Source organism: Rhodococcus ruitaii (assembly GCF_055230935.1).
On the sequence record NZ_JBUYWC010000006.1, the window covers coordinates 77039 to 102708 of the forward strand.

At 66.8% G+C, this 25670-nt stretch carries 23 protein-coding genes and 2 pseudogenes; 5 read left to right on the top strand and 20 right to left on the bottom strand.

Annotation, left to right across the window (positions count from 1 at the left end):
• Positions 1–265: 265 nt before the first annotated feature.
• The 10 genes from pyrF to ACZI8W_RS09025 form a co-directional block, all read right to left on the bottom strand.
• Positions 266–1144 (bottom strand): orotidine-5'-phosphate decarboxylase, encoded by an 879-nt coding sequence (pyrF, locus tag ACZI8W_RS08980; RefSeq protein WP_463368148.1) that lies wholly within the window; start codon positions 1142–1144, stop codon positions 266–268.
• Positions 1141–4479, bottom strand: a complete 3339-nt coding sequence (carB, locus tag ACZI8W_RS08985) for a carbamoyl-phosphate synthase large subunit (protein WP_463368149.1) — start codon at positions 4477–4479, stop codon at positions 1141–1143. Before carB ends, pyrF begins: the two co-directional genes overlap by 4 nt.
• On the bottom strand, positions 4479–5663 hold the full coding sequence (gene carA, locus ACZI8W_RS08990) for a glutamine-hydrolyzing carbamoyl-phosphate synthase small subunit (RefSeq protein WP_463368150.1): 1185 nt from the start codon (positions 5661–5663) through the stop codon (positions 4479–4481). The genes carB and carA overlap by 1 nt, the downstream gene beginning before the upstream one ends.
• 105 nt (positions 5664–5768) lie before the next feature.
• Positions 5769–6260, bottom strand: a complete 492-nt coding sequence (locus ACZI8W_RS08995) for a PH-like domain-containing protein (RefSeq protein ID WP_463368151.1) — start codon at positions 6258–6260, stop codon at positions 5769–5771.
• Positions 6260–7582 carry a dihydroorotase gene (locus ACZI8W_RS09000; RefSeq protein WP_463368279.1) on the bottom strand — a complete coding sequence of 441 codons (1323 nt, stop codon included), beginning with the start codon at positions 7580–7582 and terminating at the stop codon, positions 6260–6262. Before ACZI8W_RS09000 ends, ACZI8W_RS08995 begins: the two co-directional genes overlap by 1 nt.
• Before the next feature lie 29 nt (positions 7583–7611).
• On the bottom strand, positions 7612–8553 hold the full coding sequence (locus tag ACZI8W_RS09005; RefSeq protein WP_463368152.1) for an aspartate carbamoyltransferase catalytic subunit: 942 nt from the start codon (positions 8551–8553) through the stop codon (positions 7612–7614).
• Positions 8550–9167, bottom strand: a complete 618-nt coding sequence (pyrR, locus tag ACZI8W_RS09010) for a bifunctional pyr operon transcriptional regulator/uracil phosphoribosyltransferase PyrR (protein ID WP_463368153.1) — start codon at positions 9165–9167, stop codon at positions 8550–8552. Before pyrR ends, ACZI8W_RS09005 begins: the two co-directional genes overlap by 4 nt.
• A 222-nt stretch (positions 9168–9389) precedes the next feature.
• Positions 9390–9914 (bottom strand): transcription antitermination factor NusB, encoded by a 525-nt coding sequence (nusB, locus tag ACZI8W_RS09015; RefSeq protein ID WP_463368154.1) that lies wholly within the window; start codon positions 9912–9914, stop codon positions 9390–9392.
• Complete coding sequence (gene efp, locus ACZI8W_RS09020) at positions 9915–10478, bottom strand: elongation factor P (protein ID WP_463368155.1); 564 nt, start codon at positions 10476–10478, stop codon at positions 9915–9917.
• Positions 10479–10513: 35 nt separating this feature from the next.
• On the bottom strand, positions 10514–11614 hold the full coding sequence (locus ACZI8W_RS09025) for a M24 family metallopeptidase (protein ID WP_463368156.1): 1101 nt from the start codon (positions 11612–11614) through the stop codon (positions 10514–10516).
• Between the two features lie 75 nt (positions 11615–11689).
• On the opposite strand from ACZI8W_RS09025, the gene ACZI8W_RS09030 reads away from it, so the two are divergent.
• From ACZI8W_RS09030 to ACZI8W_RS09045, 4 genes are all read left to right on the top strand, one after another.
• Positions 11690–12283: a B-4DMT family transporter gene (locus tag ACZI8W_RS09030; RefSeq protein ID WP_463368157.1), complete on the top strand. Its 594-nt coding sequence runs from the start codon at positions 11690–11692 to the stop codon at positions 12281–12283.
• Positions 12284–12364: 81 nt separating this feature from the next.
• Positions 12365–12793, top strand: a complete 429-nt coding sequence (locus tag ACZI8W_RS09035; protein ID WP_463368158.1) for a helix-turn-helix domain-containing protein — start codon at positions 12365–12367, stop codon at positions 12791–12793.
• Positions 12790–13626 carry an alpha/beta fold hydrolase gene (locus tag ACZI8W_RS09040; protein WP_463368159.1) on the top strand — a complete coding sequence of 279 codons (837 nt, stop codon included), beginning with the start codon at positions 12790–12792 and terminating at the stop codon, positions 13624–13626. The genes ACZI8W_RS09035 and ACZI8W_RS09040 overlap by 4 nt, the downstream gene beginning before the upstream one ends.
• A gap of 81 nt (positions 13627–13707) precedes the next feature.
• Positions 13708–14301 (top strand): TIGR03086 family metal-binding protein, encoded by a 594-nt coding sequence (locus ACZI8W_RS09045; protein WP_463368160.1) that lies wholly within the window; start codon positions 13708–13710, stop codon positions 14299–14301.
• A gap of 4 nt (positions 14302–14305) precedes the next feature.
• Here ACZI8W_RS09045 and aroB read toward each other — a convergent pair whose 3' ends face one another.
• The 4 genes from aroB to ACZI8W_RS09065 are packed head-to-tail and all read right to left on the bottom strand — an operon-like array spanning position 14306 to position 17837.
• Positions 14306–15415 carry a 3-dehydroquinate synthase gene (gene aroB / locus ACZI8W_RS09050; RefSeq protein WP_463368161.1) on the bottom strand — a complete coding sequence of 370 codons (1110 nt, stop codon included), beginning with the start codon at positions 15413–15415 and terminating at the stop codon, positions 14306–14308.
• On the bottom strand, positions 15412–15972 hold the full coding sequence (locus tag ACZI8W_RS09055) for a shikimate kinase (RefSeq protein WP_463368162.1): 561 nt from the start codon (positions 15970–15972) through the stop codon (positions 15412–15414). Before ACZI8W_RS09055 ends, aroB begins: the two co-directional genes overlap by 4 nt.
• 4 nt (positions 15973–15976) lie before the next feature.
• The gene (gene aroC / locus ACZI8W_RS09060) at positions 15977–17164 is read right to left on the bottom strand and encodes a chorismate synthase (protein WP_463368163.1); all 1188 of its coding nucleotides are present in this window, start codon (positions 17162–17164) and stop codon (positions 15977–15979) included.
• A 46-nt stretch (positions 17165–17210) separates the two neighbouring features.
• Positions 17211–17837, bottom strand: a complete 627-nt coding sequence (locus tag ACZI8W_RS09065) for a prepilin peptidase (RefSeq protein WP_463368164.1) — start codon at positions 17835–17837, stop codon at positions 17211–17213.
• A 147-nt stretch (positions 17838–17984) separates the two neighbouring features.
• Here ACZI8W_RS09065 and ACZI8W_RS09070 point away from each other — a divergent pair, with 147 nt between their 5' ends.
• A complete protein-coding gene (locus ACZI8W_RS09070; RefSeq protein WP_463368165.1) occupies positions 17985–18347 on the top strand; it encodes a DUF1622 domain-containing protein in 363 nt (120 codons plus the stop codon).
• On the opposite strand, the pseudogene ACZI8W_RS09075 reads toward ACZI8W_RS09070, so the two are convergent.
• The 6 genes and pseudogenes from ACZI8W_RS09075 to alaS form a co-directional block, all read right to left on the bottom strand.
• Positions 18334–19562: pseudogene (locus ACZI8W_RS09075) on the bottom strand (RNA polymerase sigma factor). The gene ACZI8W_RS09070 and the pseudogene ACZI8W_RS09075 sit on opposite strands and share 14 nt — an antisense overlap.
• 1 nt (position 19563) lies before the next feature.
• Positions 19564–19818 (bottom strand): annotated as a pseudogene (locus ACZI8W_RS09080) (YciI family protein); the annotation flags it as partial.
• Between the two features lie 43 nt (positions 19819–19861).
• On the bottom strand, positions 19862–20713 hold the full coding sequence (locus ACZI8W_RS09085) for a shikimate dehydrogenase (RefSeq protein WP_463368166.1): 852 nt from the start codon (positions 20711–20713) through the stop codon (positions 19862–19864).
• Positions 20703–22373, bottom strand: a complete 1671-nt coding sequence (locus tag ACZI8W_RS09090; protein ID WP_463368167.1) for an endolytic transglycosylase MltG — start codon at positions 22371–22373, stop codon at positions 20703–20705. The genes ACZI8W_RS09085 and ACZI8W_RS09090 overlap by 11 nt, the downstream gene beginning before the upstream one ends.
• Entirely contained in the window at positions 22370–22891 is a 522-nt protein-coding gene (gene ruvX / locus ACZI8W_RS09095) for a Holliday junction resolvase RuvX (RefSeq protein ID WP_463368280.1), read from the bottom strand. Before ruvX ends, ACZI8W_RS09090 begins: the two co-directional genes overlap by 4 nt.
• Complete coding sequence (alaS, locus tag ACZI8W_RS09100) at positions 22891–25557, bottom strand: alanine--tRNA ligase (protein ID WP_463368168.1); 2667 nt, start codon at positions 25555–25557, stop codon at positions 22891–22893. Before alaS ends, ruvX begins: the two co-directional genes overlap by 1 nt.
• Positions 25558–25670: the final 113 nt, after the last annotated feature.

Consider the following 25670-nt stretch of genomic DNA (forward strand, 5'->3'; position numbering starts at 1 on the left):
CGGATCCCGCGGCTCGGAACCCGCAGGTCGACGCACCGCCGGAACGAACTCCGCTTCCTTCTTCGTCGAAAAACCCCAGGTGAGAGGCGCATATGGTCACAATGGTCACGTTCGGGTGGCACGTGCACCCCCGCGCCGCCCGTCGAGCACGACACCCTCGACGGGCGGAAAGAAAAAAGTCTGTGCCCTGCGCGTGTCGCGCAGGGCACAGACCTGGGAAAAGGGCGTACACCGTGCATGTTCGGACCGCGGCCGGCCCTGGCGTTCACGCCTGGAGGAAGGCGAACCCGTCGACCGTGCGAGCCACCGCGTCGCGCAACGACGCGACGGAGGGCCCCGCGCGCAACACTTGACGCGAGACGGTCGGCACGACCGACCGGAGCGCCTCGCCCGCGAGACGGCGCACGTCGGCGGCGGTACCACCCTGCGCCCCCACTCCGGGCATCAGGATCGGCCCGTGCAGCGCGCTCAGATCCGGCGCGTCGGTGAGGGTGGATCCGATCACCACGCCCACCGACCCGAGGGTCTCGGCGCCGGCATTGCGTCCGGCCGCCTCGTCGACCATCACCTGCGCGACGGTGCGACCGTCCTCCACCCGCGCCCGCTGAACCTGAGCACCTTCCGGGTTGGAGGTGGCCGCGAGCACGAATACCCCGCGCCGGGTCTCTGAAGCAAGCTCCAGGGCCGGAGTGAGCGCGCCGAATCCGAGGTAGGGCGACACGGTGACGGAGTCGGAGCGCAGTGCAGAGCCGTCGGAGAGCCAGGTGCGGGCGTAGGCGTCCATCGTCGACCCGATGTCGCCGCGCTTGGCGTCGGCGAGCACCAGCGTGCCCGACTCCCGCAGCGCGCCGATCGTCCGCTCGAGAACGGCGATACCCGCCGATCCGAACGCCTCGAAGAACGCCACCTGCGGCTTGACCAGGGCAACACCGTCGAAGGCGTCGACGCACCGCGCACTGAACTCCTCGAGACCGGCGGCATCGACCTTCAGTCCCCACGCGCTGAGCAACTGCGGGTGCGGGTCGATGCCCACGCACAACGGCCCGCGACCGGCCATGGCCGATACGAGCCGCTCTCCGAACGGCGCCGGTGCGGCAGACCCGGTCGCTGGTGTGCGCTCGGGCCCGCTGGCGTGCTCGTTCACTGCGCGGCGCTGTCGCGCAGCCGTGCCTGCAGCCGCTGTATCGACGAGACCCCGATGTCGCCGCGCAGGGCGGCCTCGATGCCCTGGATCGCAGCGGATGCACCCTGCACGGTCGTGACGCACGGGATGTTCGCCGCGACCGCGGCGCTGCGGATCTCGTATCCGTCGACGCGAGGACCGGAGTTGCCCCACGGGGTGTTGATCACCATATCGACATCACCGGCACGGATCCGGTCGACGACATCCAGCGCACCTTCCGGCCGGTCTTCACCCGACACCTTGTACACCTGCTCGCACGGAATACCGTTGCGGCGCAGCACTTCTGCAGTACCGACGGTAGCCATCACGTGGAAACCGAGATCAGCGAGCCGCTTGACCGGGAAGATCATCGACCGCTTGTCCTTGTTGGCGAGCGAGACGAACACCACACCCGAGGTCGGCAGCGGGCCGTAGGCGCCGGCCTGACTCTTGGCGAACGCCGTCCCGAAGTCCTCATCGATACCCATCACTTCACCCGTCGATTTCATCTCGGGGCTGAGCAGGGTGTCGACGCCGGTGCCGTCGGCGCGACGGAACCGGTTGAACGGCAGCACCGCTTCCTTCACCGCGACCGGGGTGTCGAGTCGGGTATCACTGCCGTCACCCGTTGCGGGCAGGATCCCCGAGACACGCAATTCTGCGATGGTCTCGCCGAGCATCACCCGGGCGCATGCCTTGGCGAGCTGCACCGCGGTGGCCTTCGACACGAACGGCACCGTGCGGCTCGCCCGGGGGTTCGCCTCGAGGACGTACAGGATGTCATCCTTGAGGGCGTACTGGACGTTGAGCAACCCCTTGACGCCGATGCCCTTCGCCAGCGCTTCCGTGGAACGGCGGACGTTCTCGACATCGGCTCGGCCGAGGGTGATCGGAGGCAGGGCACACGCCGAGTCGCCGGAGTGGATCCCGGCCTCCTCGATGTGCTCCATGATGCCACCGATGTACACGTCGGTTCCGTCGCACAGCGCGTCGACGTCGATCTCGATCGCGTCGTCGAGGAACCTGTCGACCAGCACGGGACGATCGTCGGAGATCTCGGTGGCGTTCTCGATGTACGTGGCGAGAGCCTTCTCGTCGTAGACGATCTCCATACCCCGGCCGCCGAGCACGTACGACGGGCGTACCAGAACCGGGTAACCGATGCCGGCGGCGATCTCACGTGCACCGTCGAACGTGGTGGCGGTGCCGTACTTCGCGGCCGGCAGATCCGCGTCGTCCAGCACACGGCCGAACTCGCCGCGATCCTCCGCGAGGTCGATGGCCTCGGGACTGGTGCCGACGATGGGGACACCCGCATCCTTCAGACGCCGCGCCAGCCCCAGCGGCGTCTGCCCGCCGAGTTGCACGATGACACCCTCGACCGTGCCGGATTCGCATTCGGCGCGATACACCTCGAGTACGTCCTCGAACGTGAGCGGCTCGAAGTACAGCCGATCGGCCGTGTCGTAGTCGGTGGACACGGTTTCCGGGTTGCAGTTGACCATGACGGTCTCGTACCCGGCCTCCGACAGGGTCAACGCCGCATGGACACACGAGTAGTCGAATTCGATGCCCTGCCCGATGCGGTTGGGGCCCGAGCCGAGGATGAGGACCTTCGGCTTGTCCGGCTGCGGTGCGACCTCGGTCTCGGCCGCGGGATCGAGTTCATAGGTCGAGTAGTGGTACGGGGTCTTCGCCTCGAATTCGGCGGCACAGGTATCGACCGTCTTGTAGACCGGGTGGATACCGAGCTCCCTCCGCAGGGCCCGCACATCGTCCTCAGACCCGAACTGTGCGGGACGCAAGGCCGCGATCTGCCGGTCGGAGAAGCCGTGATGCTTGGCGTACCGCAGTTCGGTGGCACCGAACTGCTCGGCCGAGCGTACGTCCTCCGCCAGCTCCGTGATCTGCTGGAACTGGTCGAGGAACCACGGGTCGATCTGGGTCGCGTCGAACAGCTGCTCGACGGTCGCACCCAGGTCGAGGGCGCGTGCGATCTGATAGAACCGCACGTCGGTGGGGGTCGTGATCGCCTCGAGCAACTCGTCGAGGGTGCCGTCCACCTCGGGACCTGTCCAGAATCCGGCACGTTTGGTTTCGAGCGAGCGCAGGACCTTGCCGAAGGCCTCGGTGAAATTGCGTCCGATCGACATGGCCTCCCCCACCGACTTCATGGTGGTGGTGAGGGTGCCATCGGCTCCCGGGAATTTCTCGAACGCGAACCGCGGGGCCTTGACCACCACATAGTCGAGCGTCGGCTCGAAGCAGGCCGGGGTTTCCTTGGTGATGTCGTTGACGATCTCGTCGAGCGTGTAGCCGATGGCGAGCTTGGCCGCCATCTTCGCGATCGGATAGCCGGTGGCCTTCGAGGCGAGCGCCGAGGACCGCGAGACACGCGGATTCATCTCGATGACGACGAGACGCCCATCACGCGGATCCATCGCGAACTGGATGTTGCACCCGCCGGTGTCGACGCCGACCTCGCGCAGAATCGCAATCGACAGATCACGCATCGCCTGGTACTCGCGGTCGGTCAGCGTCATGGCCGGGGCAACAGTGATCGAGTCGCCGGTGTGCACACCGACCGGATCGATGTTCTCGATCGAGCAGACGATCACGACGTTGTCGCGGCCGTCGCGCATCAACTCGAGTTCGTATTCCTTCCATCCGAGGATGGACTCCTCGATCAGGACATTCGCAGTGGGCGAGGCCGCGAGGCCGCCACCGGCAATACGTTCGAGGTCGGCCTCGTCGTACGCCATGCCGGAGCCGAGACCGCCCATCGTGAACGACGGGCGAACCACGACGGGATAGCCGAGTTCGGCGACGGTCGCATGAACCTCGTCCATCGTGTAGCAGACCGCGGAGCGTGCGGATTCGCCGCCACACTTGGCGACGATGTCCTTGAACTTCTGGCGGTCCTCGCCGCGCTGGATGGCGTCGAAGTCGGCGCCGATGAGTTCGACGTCGTACTTGTCGAGGAGCCCTTGCTCGGACAGTGCGACCGCGGTGTTGAGTGCGGTCTGTCCGCCGAGCGTCGCCAGTACCGCGTCGATGGGGGTGCCGTTCGCCGCCTCGGTCGCGAAGACCTTCTCGACGAATTCGGCGGTGATCGGCTCGATGTAGGTGGAGTCGGCGAACTCCGGATCGGTCATGATCGTGGCGGGGTTCGAGTTCACGAGCGAGACACGCAGGCCTTCCTCGCGCAGCACCCGGCACGCTTGGGTGCCGGAATAGTCGAACTCGCAGGCCTGGCCGATGACGATCGGGCCGGATCCGATGACCAGGACGTGGGAGAGATCGGTACGGCGTGGCATCAGTTCTTCTCTCCCTCGAGCATGCGGGTGAAACGGTCGAACAAGTAGGCGGCGTCGTGCGGTCCGGCCGCGGCTTCCGGGTGGTACTGCACCGAGAACGCGGATCCGTTGGCAAGCTTGACACCCTCGACGGCGCCGTCGTTCGCGCACGTGTGGCTGATCACCGCACGACCGAACGGGGTGTCGAACTCCTGGCCCGCCTCACCTTCGAGAGCGAACCCGTGGTTCTGCGCAGTGATGGCGATGCGACCGGTCTCATGCTCGACGACCGGGATGTTGATACCGCGGTGACCGAACTTCATCTTGTAGGTGTTCAGCCCCAGCGCACGGCCGAGGATCTGATTGCCGAAGCAGATACCGAACAGCGGAAGCCCCGCACCGAGCACCTCTTTCGTCAGGTGGACCGCGCCGTCTGCGGTGGCCGGGTCGCCGGGTCCGTTGGACAGGAAAACACCGTCTGCCTTCAGATCCCGGATGTCGCGCAGGGTTGCAGTGGACGGAAGCACGTGCACGCGGATGCCGCGCTGCGCGAACATGCGCGGGGTGTTGGTCTTGATACCGAGGTCGATCGCGGCGACGGTGAACCGCGCCGCACCCCCGGTGGGTTCGACGACGTATCCGGTGCTGGTACTCACCTGGCCGGCCAAGTCGGCTCCGAGCATCGACGGCTGGCTCGTGACGCGGTCGAGAAGGGTGTCGATGTCGAGATCGTCACCCACCCACGCGAGTGCGTCGCCGGAGAACACACCGGCGCGCATCGAACCGCGGGTGCGTAGGTGTCGCACCAGCGCACGGGTATCGATGCCTGCGAGCCCGACGATGTTCTGCCGCGCGAGTTCGTCCTGCAGAGATCCGGTGGCACGCCAGCTCGAGGTGCGGCGGGCCGGATCGCGAACCACGAATCCGGCCACCCAGATCTTCGATTCGGACGCCTCGCCGGTCGGGCCGACCGATTCGTTGTCCTCCTGGTTCCATCCGGTGTTGCCGATCTGCGGCGCGGTGGCCACGACGATCTGACGGTGGTAGCTGGGATCGGTCAGAGTTTCCTGGTAGCCGGTCATGCCGGTGCTGAACACGGCCTCACCGAGGGTCTGCCCGACAGCGCCGAAAGGGGTGCCGCGGAAGACGCGCCCGTCCTCGAGGACCAACACCGCGATACCACCGCCGAATGTTCTGCCGCTCATGCGTTGTCTCCGTTCTGTTCGACCTCACCAGAGCCGGCCGCAGGGGCTGAATTCTCGCGTGTCGTGATTGTCGTGATCGTCATCGTCGTTGTGATCGTCACTGTCCTATGATTTTTCGTCTTCTTCGCCGGTCCAAGCCGGGTACACCGACTTGTCGTCGCCGCGGAATCCGGTGTCGATCTCGGTACCCGACGGCAACTCCCACCGGATCACCAGGACACCGTCCTTGGACATCACCTTCCCGGCGAGTCCCCGTTCGGTCCGGATCGCACGGATCGAGTCCTGCGGAATCCAGATGGGCGTCTCACCGGTACGGCTCAACACGATGCCCTTGGTGTGACGGCTCAGCTCCGATTCTGCGCGGTGCCCGAGATCACCGACGGCGATGCGATCCTGCCAGCTCGGTGCCAGCGTGCTGCCCACGTACAGGCCGGTGCTCGGGGCGATGAGTTCGTCGCCGATGTCGTCGGGCAACACGGGCAGTTCACCGACGACATCGGCCTGTCGCCGGGCGCGTCCGCGCCAGCCCTTCCACATGAGCAGGACCAGGACCACCCACAGGGCGACGAAGGCCGAGGTCATCAGGATGCGGTCCATCAGAGTGCCCACTCCCCGCCGTGGCCGGGGAACACCGTGCCGTCGCGGGCGGTGATCCGTCCGCGCAGTGCGGTGGCCGTGACCTTTCCCGGCATGGTCATCGCGTCGTACGGAGTGTTGCGTGAGATGCTCGCCAGATCCGGCCCGCTCACCGTCCACTCCGCGTCGGGGTCGACGAGTACCACGTTGGCGGGTTCACCAACAGCCAGCGGCCGGCCCTGGTCGTCGAGCCCGACGATCTGTGCGGGACGCTCGCTCATCACCTTCGCGACACCGCGCCAGTCGAGCAGACCGGGGCGCACCATCGTCTCGATCACGATCGACAGAGCTGTTTCGAGCCCCAGCATGCCCGGGCGTGCCTGCGCGAACTCGCAACACTTGTCCTGCTCGGCGTGCGGGGCATGGTCGGTGGCCACACAGTCGATGATGCCCGCGGCCAGGCCACGGCGAAGCGCTTCGACATCGGAGCGTTCCCGCAGCGGCGGGTTGACCTTGTTCACGGCGTCATACGTCTCGAGTCGAGTGTCGTCGAGCAGCAGGTGGTGCGGAGTGACCTCGGCGCTGATCGGGATACCCTGCCCGCGAGCCCATTCGACGAGTGCGACCGTTCCGGCAGTGGAGGCGTGGCAGATGTGCACGCGCGCCCCGGCGTCGCGGGCGAGCAGCGCGTCGCGCGCAACGATCGATTCCTCCGCGGCACGCGGCCAGCCTGCCAGACCGAGTCGTGCGGCGGTGGGTCCTTCGTGCGCGACCGCGCCGACCGTCAGTCGCGGCTCTTCCGCGTGCTGCGCGATGAGCACCCCGAGGGAACTGGAGTATTCGAGCGCACGCCGCATGACGAGGGGGTCGTGGACACATTTGCCGTCGTCCGAGAACATCTTGACCTGGCCGACGCCCGCGGCCATGGTGCCCATCTCGGCGAGCTGCTTGCCTTCGAGTCCCACGGTCACGGCACCGACGGGGTGCACGTCGACGAGGCCGCATTCCTGGCCGCGGCGCCACACGTGGTCGGTGACGACCACCGAGTCGGCGACCGGGTCGGTGTTGGCCATCGCGAACACAGCCGTGTAGCCACCCAAGGCAGCCGCAGCCGAGCCCGTCTCGATCGTCTCAGTATCCTCGCGGCCCGGTTCACGCAGGTGGGTGTGCAGATCCACGAATCCGGGCAGGAGGATCTGCCCGGTTCCGTCGACGATGGTCGCGTCGGCGCGGGCGTCGACAGCGGTACCGATCGCGAGGATCTGTTCGTCGCCGAGCAGGACGTCGACCGGATCTCCTTCGCCGTAGAGCCGGACGTTGCGGATGAGCACCTGCGGCGTCACCGATGTGTCTCCTGTTCCTGAGGGTGTGGTCACGACAGGTCTCCCTCCGTGCCGACGAGCAACCGGAAGAGCACGGCCATCCGGACGTGCACACCGTTGGTGACCTGCTGCAGGACGGCGGACTGCGGTGCATCGGCGACCGGGAATCCGATCTCCATTCCACGCAGCATCGGACCGGGGTGCAGTACCACGGCGTGCTCGGGCAGCATCGCGGCGCGGCGGGCGCTGAGGCCGTAACGGATCGAGTATTCCCGTGCGGACGGGAAGAACCCGCCGTTCATGCGTTCAGCCTGCACACGCAGCATCATCACCGCGTCGAGCGCCGGCAGTTCGGCGTCGAGCGAATCCGCGACGGTCACCGGCCACGTGTCGACCCCTACGGGCAGCAACGTGCGGGGAGCGACGAGCACGACCTCGGCGCCGAGCATGCTCAGCAGCAACGCGTTCGACCGGGCGACCCGACTGTGCAGGACGTCGCCGACGATCGCAATCCGACGGCCCTCGACCGAGCCGAGCCGCTGACGGATCGTCAGGACGTCGAGCAACGCCTGGGTAGGGTGTTCGTGGGTGCCGTCACCGGCGTTGACGACCGCGGGGCCGGAACCCGATTCGTTGGTCCACTCCGCGATGCGGTGCGCGGCACCGGATGCAGGGTGACGGACGATCAGGGCGTCTGCGCCGGCGGCGTGCAGGGTCAGGGCGGTATCACGCAGCGACTCCCCCTTCGCCACCGACGAACTCGACGCGGCCACGTTGATCACGTCCGCGCTCATCCATTTCCCCGCGACTTCGAAAGAGACTCGGGTACGGGTGGAGTTCTCGAAGAACACCGTCATGACGGTGCGGCCACGCAACGTGGGCAACTTGCGCACCTCACGGCCGAGCAGTGCTTGCTCGAAGCGTTCGGCGTCGTCGAGAAGCTCGTTCGCGGAGTCCCGGGTCAGGTCCGCGATGGAGAGCAGGTGCTTCACGAGGTCTTGCCTCCCGAGATTTCCACGGCGTCGCGGCCGTCCTGTTCGTCGAGCAGGACCCGAACGTCCTCCGTGCGGGCAGTCGGCACGTTCTTGCCGACATAGTCTGCGCGCAGCGGTAATTCGCGATGCCCGCGGTCGACGAGCACGGCCAGCTGGACGGCATCGGGCCGGCCGAGGTCGCGCAGCGCATCGAGAGCGGCGCGCACCGAGCGACCGGAGAAGAGCACGTCGTCGACGAGGACGACGAGAGTGTGGTCGACGCCGCCTTCGGGCACCGAGGTGCGTTCGAGGGGACGATGCGGCTTGGTGCGCAGGTCGTCGCGGTAGAGGGTGATATCGAGTGATCCCACGGGGACGCGAACACCGGAGAATTCTTCGATACGGTCGGCGAGGCGGTGCGCCAGCGTGATGCCGCGGGTGGGAATCCCGAGCAGGACGACGCGGGGCGCGCGGTCGTCGGACGCATCCAGTGCGGTCTTCTCGATGATCTGATGCGCGATTCGCGCGATGGTCCGGCCGACATCGGCAGCGGACAGCAGTTCGCGGGCCGGTGGGGCCACGTCGGGTGTCGACTCGGGTGAAGCTGTGGACCTGTCCTCGGACATGGCCATCCAGCGACCTCCTTCTCCGCCTCACTGGACGGGTCGTTAAAGGATGCCTGACGGTCATTGACCCTATCAGCGGGCAGACCGCGCTCGGCCCGGTTCGCAGGTGAAGCTCAACACAGCCACCGCCGAAACATCACCGTCGACATCGAGGACAACGCATCGAGCGGGCCCACCCGGCGAACCTGGGCAGACCCGCTCGATACGGAACAGCGAAGTGATGGCAGGTCACCGGCGGTCGGGGTCTGCCGACTCCGCGTCGGGGCCCCGCCCCTCGGCAGCCGGGCGGACCGAGGTCGCCGCGGCCGCAGCACGCACCTGGTCGGCGAGTGTCACGATCTGACCGAGCACACCGTTGACGAAGGCCGGCGAATCGTCGGTCGACAATTGCTTGGCCAGCTCGACGGCCTCGTCGACGGCCACCACGGGCGGTACGTCGGTGGTGTGGAACAGCTCCCATACCGACAGCCGCAGGATCGCGCGGTCCACGGCCGGCAGGCGATCGAGAGTCCACTCGTGCAAGTGGTCGGCGATCGTGCGATCAATCTCGTCGAGGTACTCGGCGACACCACGGATGATCGTCTGTGCGTACGGCGGTACCGGGGCGACCTGGTCGTCGCGGACAGCGAGCGCCACTCGATCGGCAGCGAGGTCGACCGGGTGGGTGTCGCGGGCTTCCGCCTCGAACAGCAGGTCGACGGCGCGCTTACGCGCCTTGTGACGGGCTCCGAGTTTCTTCTGCGTACCGGACACTCAGGAGTTCACTCGCCCCAGGTAGTTTCCGTCACGGGTATCGACCTTGAGCTTGTCGCCGGTGTTGATGAACAGCGGGACCTGGATCTCGGCGCCGGTCTCCAGGGTGGCGGGCTTGGTGCCGCCAGTGGAGCGGTCGCCCTGCAGACCGGGATCGGTGTGCTTCACAACGAGCTCGATGGTCACGGGCAGCTCGACGAACAGCGGCAGATCGTCGTGGGTGGCCACCTGGACCGGCATGTTCTCGAGCAGGAACTTCGCGGCGTCGCCGAGCAACTCGGGCGTGATCGAGATCTGGTCGAAGGTCTCGCCATCCATGAAGACGTAGTCGGTCCCATCGTTGTACAGGTACGTCATATCGCGACGGTCAACCGTGGCAGTCTCGACCTTGACACCGGCATTCCACGTCTTGTCGACAGTTTTGCCCGACGTCACATTCTTGAGTTTCGTCCGCACAAAAGCGGGGCCCTTACCCGGCTTGACGTGCTGGAACTCGATGATCTGCCAGAGCTGGCCGTCGATCTTCAGAACGAGCCCGTTCTTGAAATCACTGGTGTCAGCCACTTATTTCGCGTCTCCTAGAGTCGGGGGACCGCCCCTTATACGACGGTCAATGTCTTGGCGGTGAGCGTCAGCAGCTCCGGAGACTGCTCGCGCACCACGAGCGTGTCCTCGATCCGCACGCCTCCGCGCCCCGGGAAGTACACGCCCGGTTCGACGGTCACCGCCGCACCGGCGACAAGTGTACCGGGCGCTGCCGCGCCGATTCCGGGCGCTTCGTGGATCTCGAGGCCGACTCCGTGCCCGAGTCCGTGCAGGAACAACTCCGCGTGTCCTGCCGCGGCAATGACCGCACGGGCGGCCGCGTCCACCGCGGCGCACTCGATTCCCGGCGCGAGGGCTTCCCGTCCGGCCCGTTGAGCGCGCAGCACTACGTCGTAGACGTCGCGCTGCCAGTCGTCGGCGCGGTCGAGGACATAGGTACGGGTCATGTCGGAGTGGTACCCACCGACCTGTGCGCCGAAATCGAACTTCACGAAATCCCCGGACGTCAGAACCGCACCGGTCGGACGGTGGTGCGGCACGGCGGAATTGGCGCCGGCGGCGACAATCGTCTCGAACGAGATACCGTCGGCTCCGTGCTCGAACATGCGCCATTCGAGGTCGCGCGCGACTTCCTTCTCGGTTCGTCCGGGTCGCAGGCCGCCCGCGGCGATCAGATCGGCGAGCGCCCGATCCGCAGCACCGCACGCCCGCCGGAGCAGGCCGATCTCGTGTTCGTCCTTGATCATGCGCAACTGCTCGACGAGGCGGGGAGCGGCGGCGAAGGTTACGGCGGCGTCGAGAGTGTTCCACTGGGCGCGCTCGTCGACGGTCACGAGGTGACTTTCGAAACCCCACATCTCGCTCGATCCGCGCCCCACAGTGCCGACCAGATGCGCGGCGGATGCTCGGGCGATCTCTGCGCGGAGGTCCGGGACCTGCTCGGCCACCTGAGACAGATAGCGCCCATCTGTACAGATCAGAGTGCGCGTTTCGTCTGCGTCGTCGGCGGTCGACACGAGCAGGGCGGCGTTGGATCCGGTGAATCCGGTGAGGTATCGGATGTTGAGCAGATCGGTCACCAACACAGCGTCGAGGCCTCGTTCGGCCAGGAGTCCGCGCAGCGCCGCGCGGCGGGAAGCATGATCGGCGGACATGTCGTTCAACCTACCTCGCAGATTGATTGTGGGCCCGAACACACTTCCACACCGGCAAGCGTTACTCTCGGGTACATGAAACCCTGGTTGCTTCGCGGGCTCGGGCTCGCCGTGGTCCACGTCGTCGTGCGCGTCCTGCTCGGTGCCGCGCTGATCCAGTGGCCCCTGCAGGGGTCGGTCCTACGGTGGGCCGGGCTGGTCGTGGTCGTGCTCGCGGCGGTGGCATGGGCCGGTCTCGACGGGATCCGCGACCGTCGCGCCCACCCGGATACGAACGACGGCGACGATCTGACGATGCGGTGGCTCGCCGCCGGGGCGGTCACAGGCCTCGTCGGAGGCTTCGTGACGTGGCTGATCGACACCGTCACCGCCATTCCGGTGGGGGTGAAGTCGTTGTTCTTCGAGCTGACCTCCGGCGCAGCCTTCACCGTGCTGCTGGTGTTCCTTCCTGCGGTGGCCGCGGTCGCGGTAGGCCGATTCCTGGTGCGGCACGACAAGCCCGGCGACGACGACTGGTCCGACCACTCGAACCGACGTGAGCGCGAGTCTGCCCTGGTCGGGTCAACGGCACCGACCGCCGAGTCCGGGCCCGGGGCATGGCGCGGCGACGACGCGCCGACGGAGGTGTTCCCGGCGGTCGATCCCGACAGCCGACACCCCGAGCGCTGACTCCCACATTCCATCAGATTCCTCAAACAACCCTATCGTTCCCTATTGATCACCATCCATAGGGGAAGATAGGGTTGTTTCATGTCAGAAACCTTGTATTCGGTGGATCAGGTTGCGGAACGGCTGGGGCTCCACGTGCGCACTGTGCGCAACTACGTGCGCGACGGAAAGCTCCCAGCCGTGCGTATCGGCAAGCAGTACCGGATCACCCGAGAAGACCTCGAGGTGTTCACCGGCCGCCCCGCACCACCATCGCTCCGCGACACCAGCCCGACCGAGCGGCACAGCGAGGTGTCGAGCATCGTCGAAATCGATGCCGTCGACCCTCACACCGCCTATCGCCTCAGCACCCTGCTCACGGCATCGGTGGCTCAACGCGACGACCGCACGAAGCTGCGTCTCGACACGATCTACGACGAACAACGCGGTCGCATGAAGGTCGTCGTCCTCGGCAGCCTCGCCGACACCGCACGGCTGCTCGAATCCGTCGAGGCGGTGCTCGACTCATGAGCACCATCTATCGATCAGAGGCCGGCGGACGCCGGATCATCCAGCACTACCGCGCACAACTCGACGCGTGGCCCGTGCCCGCCGAGCACCTGCGCATCGACACCCGCGAGGGCGAGACCTTTGCTCTTGCGTGCGGTCCCACCGATGCACCCCCCGTGGTGCTGTTGCATGGTTCCGGAGCGAACTCATCGACGTGGCAAGGCGATATCGCGTCGTGGTCTCGGGATTTCCGTGTGTTCGCGGTGGACCTGGTGGGCGAACCGGGCCTGAGTGCCCGATCCCGCCCGCGCCTCGACACCGACGCGGTCACACTTTGGCTCGACGACGTCCTCGACGCACTCGGGCTGTCCAGCGCCACCCTCGTGGGAATGTCGCTCGGCGGGTGGAGCGCGCTCGACTACACCCTCCGCAGACCGGATCGGGTCGACCGCCTGGTGCTGCTGTGCCCCGGCGGGATCGGACGGCAGACCACGGGGCGTGTCGCCACAGCAGCCGCGCTGAGTCTGTTCGGGCACCGGGGTCGACGCCGGTCCGCTGCGCGGATGACCGGCCTCGCCCCGGACGATCCGATCCTCGACGAGATCACCGCCACTTTCGGGATCTTCCGGCCCCGCACCGAGCGACTCCCCGTGTTCGCCGACGCCGCGCTGGCCGGCATCGGCGTACCGGTGCTGGCAATCGTCGGCGACCGGGACCTGATGTTCGATTCCGCCGACACCGCGACACGGCTCGGACGTGCCCTGCCCACCGCCCGGGTGCATGTCCTGCCCGGAGTCGGGCATGCCCTCCTCGGCCAGACCGGCACGGTACTCGAATTCCTACGTGAACCGTAGCGGCGCTCAGTTTCCCACTCGGCCGCAGTCGGTACTGCCAGACCCCACCGAACTGACAGAACCACCGACGAAGGAAACATCATGCCCCAAATGCTCGACCTGTCGCCCGCCGCCGACCGGATGGCCGGTGTCCTCGAAGGAATCGGCGACGATCACTTGGATCGGCGCACGCCCTGCGACGGGATGCCGGTCCGGGTGCTCATCGTGCACGTGTTGGGCTTGTCGCTCGCGTTCGAGGCCGCCGCACGCAAGGACCTCGGTGATCTCACCGACAACGCTCCCGCACCCGGCGCGGTGGACCTGCCCGACGACTGGCGAACAGTGGGCCGCGACCGTCTCGAGGCGCTCCGCAGTGCGTGGCAGAATCCGGGTGCGTGGTCGGGCCCGACCCGCGCGGGCGGCCTCGACCTGCCCGGAAACATGGCCGGGCTCGTCGCGCTCGACGAACTGGTCGTGCACGGGTGGGATCTGGCCGTCGCCACTGGACGGCCGTACTCGTGCACGCCGATCGAGATCGCTGCATGTACCGCGTTCGCTGAGTCGATCACCGACGAACAGCGGGACGCCGGTGGCCTGTTCGGTCCGGTCGCTCCCCTTCCTGCCCACGCATCCGACCTCGATCGGTTGATCGCGCTCACCGGTCGCGATCCGTCGTGGGTATCTGACGGCAACTGACGAATTACAGCAGAACGGTTCCCGCGTCGGCAGTGCCCTGCCGGGCCACTTCGGAATAGGCGGCTGCCAGTAGCGACGGATCCGGCCCCTCCAGCCGACCCGGCTTCGCGAGACCGTCGAGCACGACGAATCGGAGCATTCCGGCGCGGTTCTTCTTGTCGGTCTGCATGCCCGAAAGCAGGTCGCTGAACGCATCCGACGCGTATGTGGTGGGCAGGCCCACCGATTCGAGAATCGTGCGATGCCGGTCGGCAGTGGCGTCATCGAGACGGCCCGCGAGCCTGCCCAACTCTGCGGCGAACACCAGACCGACGGACACAGCCGCACCGTGACGCCACTTGTACCGTTCGCGGCGCTCGATCGCGTGACCGAGGGTGTGGCCGTAGTTGAGGATCTCGCGCAGGCTCGACTCCAACAGATCCGCAGCCACGACTTTCGCCTTGACCTCGACCGACCGTCGGATCAGCTCGGGCAGCACGGTCCCGGACGGGTCGAGTGCAGCCTCCGGGTTCTCCTCGATCAGCTCGAGGATCACCGGATCGGCGATGAAACCCGTCTTGACGACCTCCGCCATACCCGCAATGATCTCGTTGCGCGGCACCGTCTCGAGGGTCGCGAGGTCGACGAACACTGCCGACGGCTCGTGGAAAGACCCCACCAGGTTCTTGCCGGCTTCGGTATTGATGCCCGTCTTGCCACCCACGGCCGCGTCGACCATGGCGAGTAACGTCGTCGGAATGTGGTAGACCCGCACACCGCGCATCCAGGTTGCGGCCACGAAACCCGCGAGGTCGGTGGCGGCGCCGCCACCGAGGCCGACGACCGCGTCCGAACGGGTGAGCCCGATCTTTCCGAGTACTTCCCAGCAGAAGCCGGCAACCGCAAGTTCCTTGCCGTCCTCGGCATCCGGGATCTCGATACGATGCGCGTCGATGCCCGTCTCTGCCAATGCCTCCCGCACCGCCTCCGCAGTAGCGGCAAGCGTCGGTTGATGGAAGATCGCAACGGTGCGGGTGCCCGCGAGGGTCTCGACCACATCGCCGAGCAGTCCGCGCCCGATGACAACCGGGTAGGGCTGCGCGGTCTCGACGTCGATGCGTACCGGTTCGGTCACGGTGTGCTGCTCCGATTCTCTTCGCTGATCGTACTGTTCGAGCCTTCTTGCGCCGCATCAAGTTTGGCGAGAACCTGTTGAACGACGCGACCGGGGCTGCGGCCGTCGGTGCGCACCCGGATCGTCGCTGCCCTGCGGTACAGCGGACGCCGTCGCCGCATCAGATCACGGTATTTCTGCGCCGGGTCGCCGCCGTTGAGCAGGGGCCGCGTTGTGTTCGTTCCGGTCCTGCGCAAACCCTCCGCGACGCTGATCTCGAGATAGACCACCGTACAACCGGCAAGCCGCTCACGCGTGCGTTCCGACAGGATCGCACCACCACCGAGCGACACCACCCCGGCGTGCGAAGCCAGAGCATCTGCGACGATCCCTTCCTCGATCCGGCGGAACTCCCGTTCTCCGTCCTCGACGAAGATTTCAGGAATCGTCCGCCCGGTGGTGCGCTCGATCTCCACGTCGGTGTCGAGCAACGGCACCTCGAGCGCCTGGGCGACCCGCCGTCCGATGGTGGACTTTCCGGCTCCAGGTGGCCCGATCAGAACTGCGCGCGGCGTCATGATGTCACCGCGGCGGACGCGCCGCGATCCCCTTCAGATAACGGTCGACGTTGCTCGCCGTCTCGGCCAGTGAGTCGCCACCGAACTTCTCGAGAGCCGCCTGTGCGACGACGAGAGCAACCATCGCCTCGGCCACCACACCCGCTGCGGGCACCGCACACACATCGGAGCGCTGGTGGATCGCGACGGCCTCTTCGCCGGTGCTCATGTCGATGGTGGACAGAGCGCGCGGCACCGTCGAGATCGGCTTCATCGCCGCGCGCACGCGCAGCGCCTCGCCGTTGGTCATTCCGCCTTCCAGACCACCGGCGCGGTTGGTCGACCGGAGTATCCCGTCCTGTCCCGGCACCATCTCGTCGTGGGCGACGCTACCGCGCCGACGCGCGGTATCGAAACCGTCACCGACCTCGACGCCTTTGATCGCTTGGATACCCATCAGTGCGGCGGCGAGGCGGGAATCGAGGCGCTCTGCACCGCTGACGAACGAACCGAGTCCTACCGGCAGGCCGTGCACCACCACCTCGACGACACCACCGAGGGTGTCACCGTCGCGTTTGGCGGCTTCGATCTCGTCGATCATCGACTCTTGCGCAGTTTTGTCGAAAGCGCGCACCGGGCTCGCATCGATCGCGTCGAGGTCGGCAGCCGACGGCTCCGGGCCCACGTACGGGTCGGAAGCTCCGATGGAGATGACGTGCGAGACGATCTCGGCGCCGAACACCTGGCGCAGGAAGTTGCGGGCCACGGTTCCGGCGGCGACGCGGGCCGCGGTCTCGCGCGCGCTCGCGCGTTCGAGCACCGGGCGGGCATCGTCGAATCCGTACTTGAGCATGCCCGAGTAGTCGGCGTGGCCGGGCCGCGGGCGAGTAAGCGGGGCGTTGCGCGCCTGCCCGGCGAGCAGTTCGGGGTCGACCGGGTCGGCAGCCATGATGGTTTCCCACTTGGGCCATTCGGTGTTGCCGATCTCGACGGCGACCGGGCCACCGAGTGTGAGTCCGTGCCGGACACCTCCGATGATGGTGACCTTGTCGGCCTCGAACTTCATGCGCGCGCCTCGTCCGTACCCGAGACGACGCCGCGCGAGCTGCTCCGCGATGTCGTTCGACGTCACCTCGACGCCGGCAACCATGCCCTCGAGCATCGCAACGAGGGCGGGACCATGAGATTCTCCGGCAGTTATCCAGCGCAGCACGCATCCATCCTTCCATGGTCACCGGGCAGGTTGTGACGGGCCCTGGTCAACCGGCGGAGAACACCGCCAGCACCGTCGCGACACACATCGACGGACCGTGCGGCACCACGGTCGACGTGGGCGACCGCTCACGCGACGAAGCTCGCTCGAGGCGCCGTCGCAGGAGGACGAGCGACCCGACGGCGGCGGTCAGCAGCGGCGGGAGCAGCAGCGCGATCATCCAGGCATGCGCGCCGGCGATACCTGAGGCGCCGCCCAGTCCGATCGCGAGTTTGACGTCGCCTGCACCCAGCGACCGCGGGGCGAGCAGATGCGCGGTGAGCATCACCGTGGTCAGCAGCACAGCCCCGACAGTGACTGCGCGGCCGTGTCCTGCACAGATCCCGATCGTCACGACCATCAGTCCCCCACCGAAGGTGAGCATGTTGGGAAGCCGTTGCACCATCACGTCGACCCCACTGCAGCACACGCACCACCACATCAACAGGGCGAGCGCTGCCGTCGCGGGCCACGTCGCCGTGGCGGCGAGGACTCCGCCGACTGCGCACGCGGTCTCGCAGGCACCGCGCCACGGTTCTGTTCCGGACAGTCGCGCCGTGAGCTTCCGCACATGCACGCCGACCACCGCTCCGAGGAGCGCCATCACTACTGGGATCACGACGGTGGGGATCACGCATCGCAGCATGAGATGTTTGCGCCACCGCGTGGGGTCGCCGACACCGGAATCGCCGAATCTGTGGATCGATGCGCCACCTGTGGACAACTCGGCGTGCAAGCATGAGCACGTCGATCGTCTCCGGGTGGGATGGAGTTTTCACTGATGCAGGTGGCAGAACTTCTCGAGCACGTGGGATCGGCGATCGATGTCGTCGGTGTCGCGTGCATCGTTCTGGGCGCGGCAGTGTCCACCTGGATCGCGCTGGATTCGTGGCGGCGCAGGAGCGGCGCGCAGATCTACGAGCCCTACCGCCGAAATCTCGGGCGATCGATTCTGCTCGGACTCGAATTCCTGGTCGCGGCCGACATCATCAAGACGGTCGCGGTCACGCCCACGTTCACTTCGGTCGGAGTACTCGCGATCATCGTTCTCATCCGGACGTTCCTCAGCTGGTCACTCCAGCTCGAGATCGAAGGCCGGTGGCCGTGGCAGAAGAAGGTGGACCCCGCCGCTACGGCGAGCTGAGCTCATCGCGGCGACGCAGCAGGAACTGGCGTTCGACGTCGTTTCCGGTCTGGTCGGCCGCGATGGTGTACTCGGCCGCGGCCTCCGTCCTGCGGCCGAGGCGTCGCAGCAGATCGGCGCGCACCACGTGGACCACGTGATAGCGGTCGAGTGCGAGTGTGTCGACGATCGCCAAGGCCACTGCCGGACCGTCCACCTCAGCGACCGCAACCGCGCGGTGCGGTGCGACGACCGGCGTGGGCGCGACCAAATACAGCTGATCGTAGAGCTGCACGATCTGAGACCAATCGGTGTCGGCAGCAGTGGGTGCATCCGAGTGCACGGCGGCGATGGCCGCTTGGATCTGGTAGGGCCCCGGCGTGTTCCACCGCAGACAGCGGTGGACGAGGGCCTCCCCTCCTCGAGGAGCACCCGGTCCCACAACGACCGGTCCTGACCTGCGAGGAGCGCGAGTTCACCGTCGTCCGACGTCCGTGCAGGTCGGCGGGATTCACCGAGCAGGACCAGCGCGAGCAGGCCCGTGGTCTCCGGATCGTCGGGCATCAGCTCGGCCAGCAACCGAGCCAGGCGGGTGGCTTCGGTACACAGGTCGACGGCGACGAGATCACTACCCCTGCTCGACATGTGTCCTTCGGTGTAGATCAGGTACAACACGGCGTGCACCGCGGTCAGCCGTTCAGGCAGGTCGTGCTCGTCCGGGGTCCGAAACGGTATTCTCGCGTCACGGATCTTGTTCTTGGTCCGCGTAATTCGTTGCGCCATCGTCGGTTCGGGTACGAGGAAGGCGTGGGCGATCTGTCCGGTGGTGAGGCCACCGAGCAATCGCAGCGTCAGCGCGACCCGCGCGGCGGGGGCGAGCGCCGGGTGGCAGCACGTGAAGATCAGGCGCAATCGATGGTCGAGCATGTCGGTCGGTTCGATCGGGCCCGGCTCACCACCGGGCCGCAGGATTTCGGCTTCCTCATGCCTGGACGTGCGAGTCTTTTCACGTCGTGCGCGGTCGATTGCGCGTCGCCGCGCGGTCGTGATGATCCAGCCGGCGGGACTCGGCGGTATCCCGTCGACGGGCCATCGATCTGCGGCGATAGTGAACGCGTCCTGCACCGCGTCCTCGGCGGCGTCGATGTCGCCGAGGACGCGGGTGAGCACAGCAACGGCACGTCCGTATTCGTCGCGGAAGATCAGCTCGATCCGCGGTGCGGGGACCTCGCTCACGTCAGTTGCACGAGCCCCACTGCAGGGGACGTACTTCGATCGGGAGAGTCGTCGCCTTCGCGAGTGTGCGTCCCCAGTCGAGGGCCGCGTCGAGGTCGGGTACCTCGATGACGTTGAATCCACCGAGGTGTTCCTTGCCTTCGAGATAGAGGCCGTCGGTGGTCAGGACGTCGCCGTCCTTTGCCGAGACCACCGTGGCGCTGCTCGGCGGGTGCAGCCCACCGGAGAACACCCACGCGCCCGACTCTCGGAGTTCCGCGGTGCCGGATTCGACACCCGACCCGAGAATGTTCGATTCGCTAGCCGAGGCCGACTGCCGCGGCCATAGCGTCCTTGGGCGCGGGACGGCCCGTGAACTGCTGCACCTGACCGAACGCCTGGTGCAGCAGCATGAACAAGCCGGAGACGACGACGCTGCCACGTGCCCGGGCAGCCACACCCAGCGGAGTCGGCCACGGGTCGTAGATGGCGTCGAGAATGAATGGTGCCCGCGCCAGCGCGTCGGCATGCGGTGCGGCCGCGGCAGCGGGCACCGTCGACACCAAGGCTCCGGACGCCGCACACAGCTCGCCCAGTGCCGGATCGTCGAACGCCACCCAGCGCGGGGTGACCCCCACGGCCTCGGCGCAGTCGAAGATTTCGGTGGCCCGCTGCTCCGAGCGCGCCACGATGGTCACCTCGCGGACACCCAGGTCGGCAAGCCCGACGATCGCGGGACGGGAGGTGCCACCGTTGCCGACGACGACCGCGGACTGTCCTGTCAGATCGGTGAGCCCGATGGTACCGAGCGCACCGCTGACACCGTCGATGTCGGTGCAGTCGGCGCGCCATCCGCCGTCAATCCGGACAAGTGTGTTCGCCGAGCCGATCAGAACTGCCCGTTCGGTGCGGTCCGTCGCGAACTCGAGCGCGGCGAACTTGCCGGGCATCGTGACGGACAGGCCGACCCACTCGTCGCCGAGACCGGACACGAAACCGGGAAGTTGCTCACCGGTGCAGTCGATGCGCTCGTAGGTCCAGTCGGTCAGTCCGAGTGCCCGATACGCGGCGAGGTGCAGCAGCGGGGACTTCGAATGACCGATCGGACTGCCGAGCACTGCTGCCCTTCGAGGCGCGGCCTTGCGAGGTGTGTACGTGCTGTCATCGACCACTGTTGAGTATTCCGCTTTCGAGCGCCAGTTGGGTATTGACAAGGTGTTCTTCGTAGGTATCGGCGAACAGAGTGGTCCCCTGCTCGTCGATCGTCACGAAGTATGTCCATTCGCCCGGTTCCGGGTTCTCCACTGCTTGGAGGGCACCGATGCTCGGTGACGAGATCGGAGTGGCCGGCAGACCTACGCTGGCGTATGTATTCCACGGGGTCACGCGTGCGCGATCCGCATCGGTGGTGGCGAGCTCGGTCTCGTCGAGCGCATAGTTGACCGTCGAGTCGAATTGCAGCATCTGGTCGATCTCGAGTCGGTTGAGGATCACCCGTGCAACGCGCGCGAAATCGTCCGGCATGGCTTCGCGCTCGACCAACGAGGCGGCGACGAGCATCTCGTACGGTGTCAGTCCCACCGCCGGCGCCGCGGCGGCAATTCCTGTGTCGTCGTATCGGGCTGCGCTGCCTGTCACGAGCGTGCGGAGCACCTCGACAGGCTCGGCCGACGGGTCGAAATCCCAGCTACCCGCAGCGATCAGACCTTCGAGTTGGCGCTCGCGGTTCGGCACCTGCGTCACGGCGTCGCGCGCCCATGCCGGGACCCCGAGTGCCTCCAGGTCGGTCGTCGCCCCCGCCGCGACGAGTTCGTCGTACGACAGGCATTGTGTGACACCGGCATCGTCGTAGCAGCTTGCCTCCGCGATGAGGGTGTAGATGCCCTTGCGGACGGCACCCGTGTTGACGTCGCGGATGTCGTGGAGTTGCCGGCCCTCCGAGATGACGAGCGCACCGACTCGACTCTCCGGGTCGACGAACGCGGTGACCGCGTCGACGCCGGAGATATTGGTGGGGATGGCATAGAAACCGGGATGCACGGCGTTCATGCCGGCATTCTGCACTGCGGCATTGTAGAAGGCGCCGGAACTTGCGGTCACGCCCTTGGCTGCGACTTCGCTGCTGATCTCGGTTGCGGTCTCGCCGGGATGCACCTGCACGATCGCGACTGGTCCCGCGGGTCCGGTGAAGTCGGGGGGGAGCCCCGGCCCCATGAACCGGTCGTAGGCGAAGTAGCCGCCGCCCACCACCACGAGCAGCAACACAGCCGCCAGCGAACCCACGACCTTGCCTCGCTTACGACGTTTCGTCGAAGCAGTGGTCTCGGCTCGCTGTTCTGCCGTAGCGCCGACGGCGGCCGGGGCCGCACGATCGCCGTCGTCGTCCCACTCGGTATCCGCGTCGTCAGCGGGGATCGCGTCGATGGTCTCGGTACGATCGAACACACCGGGCTCGTCGTAGTCCGCCCCCGCGTAATGATCGTCTTCTCGACCGTAGTGATCGTATTCTCGACGGTGGGCATAGGAGTAACCACCAGCGTATTCGTCATCGTGATGGGTCTGTCGGGGGTGGTCCTCGAACCGCCCGTCCTGCTGCGGTGGAGGTCCGTCGAAGGCGCCCTCCTCGAAACGGAGGACGTTGGTGGGGTCGTCGTCCGGATGCCGGTCGCCGCCGGTCCGGTTCCGACCGCGATCGTCGCGTGGCGGTACCGCTGGAGGAGGCGTCGGGGTGTAGCGACCCGCGGTGTCGTACGTTCCGGCGTAGGGGTCGCTGAACATTCCGCCCTGCCGAACATCGGGAGTGTCGTCACCGTACCGCCCGTCCCGGCTCACCGGCCGCTCCCCTGGTCCCCGTCTTCCACGTTCACTGCTGCACTCCGCTCGTCCAACCAACCTTGCAAGATGGCGACGGCCGCGGCCTGGTCGATCACGGGCCGCGCACCGCGCGCACTGACTCCGCTCTCGCGAAGCGCACGCGCCGCAGTGACCGTGGTGAAGCGTTCGTCGGCCATCCGAACGGGAACCTCGGGAATCTGCCGACGAAGTCGGCGTGCGAATTCGCTCGCCAGCTTTGCGGCCTTCCCCGGCTCGCCGCGCAGGGTCTGCGGCAGCCCGACGATAACCTCAACCGCCTCATATTCCATAACGATCTGGACAATGCGCCGGAGATCGGGCGCGTCGGGGCCACGTTCCTTGGACCGCGACACAGTCTCGACCGGGGTAGCGAGGATGCAGTCGGGGTCGCAGGACGCCACCCCGATCCGCACACTGCCGACGTCGACGGCGATACGACGACCCCGGCCCGGATCATCCGAACCGGGACGATCAGGGCCGGGAATTTCCGCCACGATCAGCCGGCCAGCTCACGCAGCCGGCCGCGGAACGCGTCGAGCGCCGCATCGATACCCGAGGCGTCCGAGCCTTGTCCCTGCGCCATGTCGGGCTTGCCACCGCCGCGACCGCCGATCGCCGGGCCGAAGCTCGACACGAGGTCGCCTGCTTTGATGCCCTTGGCCCGTGCGGCGTCGCTGGTCGCCACGACGAACGGCACCTTGCCGTCAGCCGTGCCGAGCAGCAGCACCACGGCAGGTTCGCTGCCGAGACGTCCTCGGACGTCGGACGCCAGAGTGCGCAGTGCATTGCCGGATACCCCTTCGGGTGCCCGGCCCGCGACCACCAGCACATCGCCGATGCGCTCGGCCTTGTCGGCGAAGGAACCGGCAGCGGCCGCGACATTCGCGGCGCGGGTCTTCTCGAGTTCCTTCTCGGCGACCTTGAGCCGCTCGAGCAGTGACTCGACACGTCCGGGCACCTCGTCCGACGGCACTTTCAGCGTCGACGACAGACCCGCGAGCAGAGCACGCTCCTTCGCCAGGTGCCGGTAGGAATCGAGGCCCACGTAGGCCTCCACGCGGCGCACGCCCGAGCCGACCGACTGTTCACCGAGCAACGTGACGGTGCCGACGTGCGACGAGTGCTGCACGTGCGTGCCACCGCACAGTTCCATCGAGAACGGCCCGCCCATCTCGACGACACGCACTTCGTCGCCGTAGTTCTCACCGAACAGCGCCATCGCGCCCATCTTCTTCGCCTTGTCCAGATCGGTGACGAAGGTGTTCACCGGGTAGTTCGCGGCAACGGCCTCGTTGGTGACGGTTTCGATATCCTGTTTCTGCTGTTCCGACAGCGCACCGGGCCACGAGAAGTCGAAACGCAGGTAGCCGGGCTTGTTGAGCGAGCCGGCCTGCGCGGCGTTCGGACCGAGAACCTGCCGCAACGCGGCGTGCACCAGGTGGGTGCCGGAGTGCCCCTGTGTGGCGCCCTTGCGCCATTCCGGATCCACCTGCACGAGCACGGCGTCGCCTTCGGTCACCTGCCCGTCGACAATGGTGACCTTGTGGGTCCACAACTGTTTGGCGATCTTCTGCACGTCGTCGACCTTGATCTTCAGGCCGGGCCCGGTGATCGAGCCGATATCGGCGATCTGCCCGCCCGCTTCCGCATACAGCGGGCTGCGGTCGAGGATGAGTTCGACTTCCTGTCCGGCCGTCGCGCTGTGCAGGCGTTCACCGCCGGTGATCACCGCGAGGACATGGGCTTCGGTCACCAGTTCGGTGAATCCGGTGAACTCGGTGGGGCCGCGGTCGAGCAGTTCTTTGTAGACGGTGAGGTCGGCGTGCGCGTGCTTGCGGGCCCGAGCGTCGTCCTTCGCGCGCTGACGCTGTTCGGCCATGAGGGAACGGAAGCCCTCTTCGTCGACGGACAGCCCCGCCTCGGACGCCATCTCGAGGGTCAGATCGATCGGGAAACCGTATGTGTCGTGCAGCGCGAACGCCTCGGTGCCGCCGAGCACGGACTTACCCTGTGCCTTCACCGACTCGACGGCGCCTTCGAACAGTTTGCTGCCGGTGCCGAGGGTCTTGAGGAACGCAGTCTCCTCACCCACTGCCACGGTCTCGATGCGCGAGAAGTCCGTCGCGAGCTCGGGGTACGACGGAGCCATCGTGTCGCGGACGACGGTCATGAATGCGGCCATGACGGGTTGGTCGGCGCCGAGCAGTCGCGCCGACCGCACGATGCGACGCAACAGACGGCGCAGGACATAACCGCGGCCGTCGTTGCCGGGGTTGACGCCGTCGACGATGAGCATTGCGGCGGTGCGCGCATGGTCGGCGATCACGCGGAAACGCACGTCGGAATTGTGTTCGGCTCCATACCGGCTGCCGGTCAGCTCCTGCGCCTTGTCGATGACCGGGCGCAGCAGATCCGTCTCGTAGACGTTCTCGACGCCCTGCAGCAGGAAGGCGACCCGTTCGACTCCCATGCCGGTGTCGATGTTCTTCTTCGGCAGCGGCCCGAGAACCGGGTAGTTGTCCTTGGCGCCTCCCTCGCCGCGCTCGTTCTGCATGAACACGAGATTCCAGATCTCGATGTAGCGGTCCTCGTCGGCCTCCGGGCCGCCTTCGACTCCGTAGTCGGGACCGCGGTCGTAGAAGATCTCTGAGCACGGGCCGCACGGGCCGGGAATCTCCATCGACCAGTAGTTGTCTACCATACCGCGGCGCTGGATCCGCTCGGCCGAGACACCGATCTTGTCGTGCCAGATCGAGTACGCCTCGTCGTCATCGAGATACACGGTCGCCCACAACTTTTCGGGATCGATCCCGTATCCACCCGCGTCGACGGAGCCGGTGAGCAGCGACCACGCGTGCGTGATCGCTTCTTCCTTGAAGTAGTCGCCGAACGAGAAATTACCCGCCATCTGGAAGAACGTGTTGTGGCGGGTCGTGATGCCCACTTCTTCGATGTCGCGGGTGCGCACACACTTCTGCACCGAGGTCGCCCGAGAGTAGGGCGGAGTCTGCTGACCGAGGAAGAACGGTACGAACGGGACCATGCCTGCATTGACGAACAGCAGGTTCGGATCGGCCAGGGTCAGCGAGGCGCTCGGCACTTCGGTATGGCCGGCCTTCACGAAGTGGTCGAGAAAGCGCCTGCGGATCTCGTGGGTCTGCACGTCGATGGTCCTTTGTGGTCTGACGGTGGCGGAGCTGCCCGGCTCGGGGCGGTCGATCAGGTCAATCGGCCGTATTTCAGCTTATCGCGCCGTTGCGAGCGGATTATCACGAC